Origin of the sequence: Thioclava sp. F28-4, assembly GCF_002020045.1 — a bacterium.
Taxonomy (GTDB): Bacteria; Pseudomonadota; Alphaproteobacteria; order Rhodobacterales; family Rhodobacteraceae; genus Thioclava; species Thioclava sediminum.
The window spans coordinates 1-575 of record NZ_MPZQ01000057.1; the positions used below are offsets into that span (position 1 = coordinate 1).

Sequence of the window (575 nt, forward strand, 5' to 3'; positions counted from 1 at the left end):
TGATCTGATCCCCGGAAACTGGACCGTTTGAAGCTGGAGTTTTCCGCTACGCTTCCTTGGCTGGAAGAGGAGTGGAATCGGATGAAGGCGAGCAAATTTTCGGACGCGCAGAAAGCGTTCATTTTGAAGCAAGGCGAGGAAGGCACGCCGGTCGCGGAGATCTGTCGGAAGGCAGGGATCAGTCAGGCGACCTACTTCAGTTGGAAGAAGAAATACGCGGGCCTTCTGCCTGACGAGATTCGACGACTGAAGCAGCTCGAGGATGAGAACGCCAGGTTGAAGAAGATCGTCGCGGACCTGACGCTGGATCGGGAGATGTTGCAAGACGTCATCCGCCGAAAGCTCTAAAGCCTGATCGCAAGCGCGAACTGGTTCGCGGGATGTGTAGCGATTGGGCGGTCTCGATCCGAAAGGCCTGTGGGGCTATGGGGTTCGACCGTTCGACGTTCCACTACAAGTCTCGCCGCGCCGATCAGGCTGCTGTCGCCAAGCGGATCCGGGAGATCTGTGAAACGCGCGTGCGGTATGGCTACCGGCGCGTTCACGTCCTGCTCGAACGTGAGGGCTGGAACATC

At 58.1% G+C, this 575-nt stretch carries 1 pseudogene; it reads left to right on the plus strand.

From position 1 onward, the window contains the following. Positions 1-81 precede the first annotated feature (81 nt). Positions 82-575, plus strand: a pseudogene (locus BMI87_RS21855) (transposase); the annotation flags it as partial.